Raw genomic sequence first — 7,003 nt, forward strand, 5'->3', positions numbered from 1 at the left:
GTAACCAAACGACCTTAACGACTAAAACGTAACCAATCATCTTTTATTTTGCGATGTTTGAGCATAATGCGGTCACTTAGATAGTTGTTTGTCACCCGCCAAGGATATATATCGCCTTGCTTGGGTAGCTCATGTTGAGCGCGCTTGACATATCCTGAGGATAGCGCGCCCATCACCGTATCTGTCTGTGTAAGCGCTTTGGCATCTTTAGTCTGTGCTTGTGGCAATACCACTTGATAATGATGTTGATGCATACAACCCAGCAACCGCATCACATACTGACACGCCAAATCGATTTTTAGTGTCCATGAGGCATTGGTATAGCCAAATAGCGCCACCATATTTGGTATATCTTCAATCATGACCGCTTTATAAGTCATGCGCGAACCAATATCTATCGCCTGCCCGTCAATATATACTTTGGCACCGCCGAGCATTTGTAGCTTTAATCCTGTCGCTGTGACGATGATATCAGCATCGAGAGAGTTACCCGATTCGAGCATGATGCCCGTCTTGGTAAAATGGCTGATTTGATCGGTGACGACGCTGGCGCGTTTGCCATGCAATGCTTTGAATAAATCACTGTCTGGCACCGCACATATCCGCTGGTCCCAAGGATTATAGTCCGGTACAAAATGCGCCACATCGATACCGCTACCCTTTAGCTCTGTTTTGACACCGCGTTTTAATAACGCTTTCATAAGCTTGGGTGCCAATATAGCCGCTCGATAAGTACCTTGTTGAATCAATACATTACGAGTACGCAGCAGCGTATAAGCTTGCTCTTTTGACAACGGTGAAAATTTACCTGCTAGCCAATCAAGCGTATAATCATCGCCCGGTACACTTGCCACATACGTGGGAGAACGCTGTAGCATAGTGACGTGACGCGCGCATTGCGCACCTTTTTCATCTACCAAAGCTGGCAGCAATGTCATCGCTGTGGCACCGCTACCGATAATGACTACTTTCTTATCGTCATAATCCACATTTTGCCAATGCTGCGGATGGATGATTTCACCTTGAAAATCTGCTTCTTTATTAAAAGAAGGACGATAACCTTGCTCATAATCGTAGTAACCCGTGGCGCCAACGACGAACTTTGCTGTTACCGTAAATACCTCACCGCTGGCATGATTTTTTACCATCGCCGTCCATTGTTGATGGCTACTTGACCAAGACAACTGCTGCACCTCGTGCTGATAGCGAATATGTTCGCTGATACCAAACTCACGCGCCGTATCAGCAATATAGTTTTTAATATCACCGCCTTTTGCCAAAATCCTATGATTTAGCCATGGTCTGAAACTGTAGCCAAACGTCAAGGCATCAGAGTCAGAGCGGATGCCAGGATAGGTAAATAAATCCCATGTACCACCCAAATCTGCTCGTTTTTCTAACACCAAAAATCGCTGTGCACTTTTCTGCTGTTGCTTTGATGATTTGCGTTTCTGCTTACCTGAATTTTTATGACCAAACAGTCCTTTGTATTTTTGCTGCTGCAATCGGCACGCCATACCAATACCGGCAATTCCTGCACCGATAATCAGTACTTCATAATCCACTGGTGTGTCTGAGAGTGCCGATTTAGCTTTGAAGCGTTTCTTGGCTGCCGTCATATCAAGCATAATACGTTCCTTGTTTTTGCATGATGGGTTTAAAAAAATTTTACATAAATTCATTTAAAAAGGGCTTGGGCTTTCCCAATCCATCCACGCACCAAGCGTAGGATGCTTGAGACGCAATTGCTGAGCATGGAGATTAAGCCTTGGCGCAATCGCTAAAGCCGTGCCTTCTGCATAAATAGGATCGCCAATCATCACATGACCCACATGCACCATATGGACGCGCAGCTGATGACTACGACCGGTGACAGGCTTTAGCATTACGCGCGTGACTGTCTGACCGTTGCATTGCTCATGGCTGATAACTTCATATAAAGTTAAGGCATGCTTTGACCAGCTAGGATCGACGATATGGCGCGGTTTCGTCTCTGGCTCATAGCGCACTGGTACGGATATTTCACCCGTTGCGCCGACACGCTCCCACTCTCCAAAGACGCGTGCCTGATATTTTTTTTGTGGCAAACGTTCAATAAATTGCTTACTAATATGGGTTTGTGCGGCAGCATTTTTGGCAAAAATGAGCAGCCCTGAGGTATCCATATCCAGACGATGAATCAGCTTGACTGCGGGATTGGCACGCTCAAGTCTCGCCAGCAAACTGACCTTGAGCGTTTTGCCATCGACACTCAACAGACCTACAGGCTTATCAACCACCCAAATATCATCATCTTCGTAGACAGTAATCTGTTGCGCAAATGCTTGAAAAAACTCAAGCGGATAGGCGTTTTCTTGAGCATTGAGGGCGTTGACTTCTTCAGCAGTAAAAGGCATAAAAATGGGCACTTATATAAAGGGGCTTGAATGATTAATGAGCTTACATATGAAAGCTGTCTTAAGTGGTAGATATTAGAGTATAGATATAGTGTTATAAACTGCTTATTTTTGAGCAAAAGACACAGACAGGATTATCAAGTGACAGATAAAACCATGCCTGTGTCGTTATGTGTCGATTTATTGTGCTAATCGTAATTGTTAAACAATTTAACCAGCCTGCATCTGTTAACCCTGAGCAAACATGTTAATATAATGGCACATTTTAACCACTTCTAAACGCTTCTTTGGTCACTCATCATTCTATTATGCAACAAATATATTGGTTGATGGATGGCGATAGAAATAATAAAACAAGAGAGATAAATTATGTCAGACCTTATTTTACATACTACCGATGCCGACTTTGACAAAGACGTATTGCAATCAGATGTGCCAGTATTGGTAGACTTCTGGGCAGCATGGTGTGGTCCTTGTAAAGCAATCGCCCCTATTTTAGAAGATCTAGCCACTGAGTACCAAGGCAAAGTTAAAATCGTCAAAGTTGATGTGGATAGCAACCCACAAGCGGCCAGCCGTTTTGGTATCCGTAATATCCCAACGCTATTTGTCTTTAAAGATGGCGAAAAAGTTGACTCAGTGATGGGTCTACAGCCAAAAGCTGAATTGGCAAAAGTGTTAGACAAGCATCTCTAAGTCGAGACTTGCTCGTTTTGCATAAGCATTCTAAAGAGACAGCAACACCGTCGAAAAAGTCATTATCTAACGTAGATAGTGGCTTTTTTGCTTGTTTTTTATGCAAAAAACTCAATTAGACGACTTTTTTGGCAAAATTTATTGACAATACTATTGCGAAGACCGTATAGTCTGCTGACAACAGAAAACTAACGGTTTTCCTAACTGTCTTATCGCTATTCTCCTCGTGTTTATCAACAAAAACACAATCGTCGTTATAAACACCATTGCTGAACGAAATGACTAAACACAATTACTGATATTGAGTTTTTGACGCAGACTCTTATGTAGACTTCTTTATCCTTATTTCTTATTACCTTGCATAAACGATTGCAATTCGTATATAAGCTGACACGTAATATCCAAACTACATAAATCCAGCTCTGTGCACGCACCCTCTATCACCATACTATCGTTGTTTTAATCACTGTCGTGACTTGTGCTGCTAATGGCATCTCTCATCTGATCAATTGCTAATGACCTATCTATGAATCTTACTGAATTAAAGAAAAAATCAATCGCTGAGCTATTGGCTATCGCCAAAGAAATGGGTCTTGATAATATGGCGCGTAGCCGTAAACAAGACATCATCTTTGCTATCCTAAAAACCCATGCGCGGAACGGTGAAGCCATTTATGGTGACGGCGTACTTGAGGTTCTTCCGGATGGTTTTGGCTTTTTACGCTCATCAGAAGGCTCATACTTAGCCGGTCCTGATGACATTTATGTCAGCCCTAGCCAAATTCGCCGCTTTAGTCTGAAGACAGGTGATAGTATCGCTGGCACGATTCGTCCACCAAAAGATTCTGAACGTTATTTTGCGTTATTGAAAGTTGGCGAAATCAACTTTGATACCCCAGATCGCTCACGTCATAAGCTTATCTTTGAAAACCTGACACCCCTATTCCCAACTGAGCATTTAAAACTCGAGCTTGGTAACGGCACCACTGAGGATCTGACGGGTCGTATCATCGACCTAATCGCGCCGATTGGTAAAGGTCAACGCTCTATCATCGTCGCACCGCCAAAAGCGGGTAAAACGATGCTGCTACAAACCATCGCTCAGTCGATCACTCGTAATAACCCTGAATGCTATCTCATCGTCCTATTAATTGACGAGCGTCCAGAAGAAGTCACCGAAATGGTACGTACGGTACGCGGTGAAGTGGTTGCCTCTACCTTTGATGAGCCGCCACAGCGTCATGTACAAGTCGCTGAAATGGTTATCGAAAAAGCCAAACGTTTGGTCGAGCACAAACAAGACGTGGTAATTTTACTGGATTCGATTACTCGTTTGGCGCGTGCTTATAACACGGTCATACCATCGTCAGGCAAAGTATTGACCGGTGGTTTGGATGCCAATGCCCTTGAGCGTCCGAAGCGTTTCTTCGGTGCTGCACGTAACGTGGAAGAAGGCGGCAGTTTGACCATTATCGCCAGTGCCCTTATCGATACGGGTAGTAAAATGGACAGCGTTATCTTTGAAGAGTTCAAAGGTACGGGTAACCAAGAAATTACGCTTGAACGCGACTTGGCCGAAAAACGTGTCTTCCCTGCGATCAATATCAAAAAATCTGGTACACGCCGTGAAGAGCGTTTATTGGACGAAGACAAGCTGCGTAAAGTCTGGATTTTGCGTAAGTTGCTGCAACCGATGGATGGCGTACAAGCCACTGAGTTCTTGTTGGATCGCTTAAAAGAAGCGAAAACCAATGATGAATTCTTTGAGCAAATGAAACGTAAATCACAGAACTAGTTCTAATTCCGTGCCGCTTTAACATGCTCAATAGCTATTCGACCTAAATAGAAAATACCGCACTCGTGCGGTATTTTCGTTTTTGTATATGCTCAGGCATGTCCTCAATTTAAAAATGCTCATAAAAATGAGGATAAGCACTAACTATTGAACACCAAAAGTACGTTTATTAAAAACAGTTAGCTTACTATCAATATAAATACAATAACCCTAAGCAAAACCCCTACCAACGATACAGTGGAGAAACATCCTTTACAGGCTATTTGCAAAGCTTAGCGCTTTTACTACGCCTAGAAATTATTATATGGGTTAGTATAGGAGCCAGTATAGATATACTCTGCTATCACGTGTTGATAGCAGTATAATTTTCGAGATATCTAACATCCTTGATGTAATCCTTACTAATGCAGACCTTTGTATGTCTTGCGGTAGCACAATAGATTATTCTAAGATACTTGCCCAAATATTTTAATACAGCTTACTATCGGTATTAAAATCAGTGGTAATAAAAATATCGTATTTTGATTTTGATAAACTAACTTGATAACCTAACAGGTGATACTATGAAATTTGCTAAAACTATCGCAATGACTGCTCTTACTAGCTCTGCCCTTATCATGGGTGGCTGTGCAACTAACGGATACAATAGTGGCTTGAGCAATACCGCTAAAGGTGCTGCTGCCGGCGCTGCTGCTGGTGCACTTATTAGAAGTGGCGGCGACAGCAAAGACATCGCTCGTGGCGCACTTGGTGGTGCTGCAGTAGGTGGCGCTGGTGCTTACATTCTTAACAACAGCAGATAATCGCTAAATGATTATTTGGTGCTATCAAGACCGTTTTTAAGCATTTCAACTGTTTGTATTTTAGATCTATTGAATATGCCTAAAACGCTCTAAAATACAAAAAGCCTGCAATCGATATTGCGGGCTTTTTTGTTTCTAACTCATGAGTTGAAAGTAAATCTGCTTATCATGATATCCAGTACACTTATAGCGCCCCGCTAAAAGTATCACAAGACTGTACGTTGCCACTTTCCAAACCACGAGTGAACCACTGAACACGCTGTTGACTGGTGCCATGAGTGAAATTATCAGGTACGACTGCTCCACCGCTAGCACGCGCTAAACGATCATCACCGATTTGACCAGCGGCATTGATGGCCTCATCGATATCACCTGCCTCCAAAAACTGTACACGCTCTTGGTTACGTTGTGCCCAAACCCCAGCAAAACAATCAGCTTGCAGTTCTTGTAGTACTGATAGCTTATTGGCTTGTGCACGAGTGACTTGACGGCTGGCTTCATTAACTTGCTGACTGATGCCTAACAAAGTCTGTACGTGGTGACCAACTTCATGTGCAATAACATAGGCTTGTGCAAAATCACCCGCTTTACCTTGATTATCTTGGTCGCCAGAGCCTTGTTTATCACCCGTGATACCGAGATTTTGGCGCATTTCTACAAAGAAAGATTTGTCTAGATAGACAGTCTGATCGCCTGGGCAATAAAATGGGCCCGTCGCGGAGCTAGCACTGCCGCATGCTGAGCTGACTTGACCATTGAAGAGAATCAATGATGGCTCCTGATAGGTGCTGCCAGCTTCTTTGAATATCTGATGCCAAACTTCTTCAGTATCAGCCAATACTACTTTGACAAACTGCGTATCTCGATCGTTACTTGTCGCAGGTTCGGTAGCGGCACTGCTATTGCCACCGCCTGCGACTACTTGACCCGTCTGTAAAGCGGTCATTGGATTCACCCCGAATACCAGCCATAAAATGCCAGCAATAATAATACCACCGATACCACCGATACCACCGCCTATCATTTTGCCGCCACCACTGCTGGTGCGCACATTGGAACTGCCGCGTCTACCTTGCCATTTCATTGTTTCATTCCTCAAATATACGATATATATTGCTACTCGTATTGATGATTTTTTATATAGTGTAATTTTGACTCAATTCTTTATTTTTTTGATCAAATCCGATTTCTAACAAGTAAGTAATCTCAAAGTATTTTTGACAAATCCTACTTTATTAGGGCGTGTCCCTAATTCAGTTTGCAATGAATCATAGTACAAGCTAGATACAGCATAGACTTATAATTACGAGCCA

6 protein-coding genes are annotated in these 7,003 nt (G+C 43.0%); 3 read left to right on the forward strand and 3 right to left on the reverse strand.

The features are described 5' to 3' along the window. Nucleotides 1-14: 14 nt before the first annotated feature. Nucleotides 15-1,628 carry a flavin-containing monooxygenase gene (locus JMX82_RS12220; protein ID WP_201540734.1) on the reverse strand — a complete coding sequence of 538 codons (1,614 nt, stop codon included), beginning with the start codon at nucleotides 1,626-1,628 and terminating at the stop codon, nucleotides 15-17. Nucleotides 1,629-1,682: 54 nt separating this feature from the next. Next, a complete protein-coding gene (locus JMX82_RS12225; protein ID WP_193007340.1) occupies nucleotides 1,683-2,396 on the reverse strand; it encodes an RluA family pseudouridine synthase in 714 nt (237 codons plus the stop codon). A 369-nt stretch (nucleotides 2,397-2,765) separates the two neighbouring features. On the opposite strand from JMX82_RS12225, the gene trxA reads away from it, so the two are divergent. From trxA to JMX82_RS12240, 3 genes are all read left to right on the forward strand, one after another. Then, nucleotides 2,766-3,092: a thioredoxin gene (trxA, locus tag JMX82_RS12230; RefSeq protein WP_060491956.1), complete on the forward strand. Its 327-nt coding sequence runs from the start codon at nucleotides 2,766-2,768 to the stop codon at nucleotides 3,090-3,092. Nucleotides 3,093-3,618: 526 nt separating this feature from the next. After that, on the forward strand, nucleotides 3,619-4,887 hold the full coding sequence (gene rho / locus JMX82_RS12235) for a transcription termination factor Rho (protein ID WP_055125334.1): 1,269 nt from the start codon (nucleotides 3,619-3,621) through the stop codon (nucleotides 4,885-4,887). A gap of 563 nt (nucleotides 4,888-5,450) precedes the next feature. Beyond that, entirely contained in the window at nucleotides 5,451-5,690 is a 240-nt protein-coding gene (locus tag JMX82_RS12240) for a hypothetical protein (protein ID WP_055125335.1), read from the forward strand. A gap of 184 nt (nucleotides 5,691-5,874) precedes the next feature. Here JMX82_RS12240 and JMX82_RS12245 read toward each other — a convergent pair whose 3' ends face one another. Then, nucleotides 5,875-6,774 carry a neutral zinc metallopeptidase gene (locus JMX82_RS12245; protein WP_201540735.1) on the reverse strand — a complete coding sequence of 300 codons (900 nt, stop codon included), beginning with the start codon at nucleotides 6,772-6,774 and terminating at the stop codon, nucleotides 5,875-5,877. Nucleotides 6,775-7,003: the final 229 nt, after the last annotated feature.

Source organism: Psychrobacter sp. 1044 (assembly GCF_904846525.1).
Taxonomy (GTDB): domain Bacteria; phylum Pseudomonadota; class Gammaproteobacteria; order Pseudomonadales; family Moraxellaceae; genus Psychrobacter.

Excerpts from the sequence above, each read along its gene's own strand:
- JMX82_RS12220 (WP_201540734.1), bottom strand. The coding sequence starts at position 1,628 with ATGCTTGATATGACGGCAGCCAAGAAACGCTTCAAAGCTAAATCGGCA.
- JMX82_RS12225 (WP_193007340.1), bottom strand. The coding sequence starts at position 2,396 with ATGCCTTTTACTGCTGAAGAAGTCAACGCCCTCAATGCTCAAGAAAAC.
- trxA (WP_060491956.1), top strand. The coding sequence starts at position 2,766 with ATGTCAGACCTTATTTTACATACTACCGATGCCGACTTTGACAAAGAC.
- rho (WP_055125334.1), top strand. The coding sequence starts at position 3,619 with ATGAATCTTACTGAATTAAAGAAAAAATCAATCGCTGAGCTATTGGCT.
- JMX82_RS12240 (WP_055125335.1), top strand. The coding sequence starts at position 5,451 with ATGAAATTTGCTAAAACTATCGCAATGACTGCTCTTACTAGCTCTGCC.
- JMX82_RS12245 (WP_201540735.1), bottom strand. The coding sequence starts at position 6,774 with ATGAAATGGCAAGGTAGACGCGGCAGTTCCAATGTGCGCACCAGCAGT.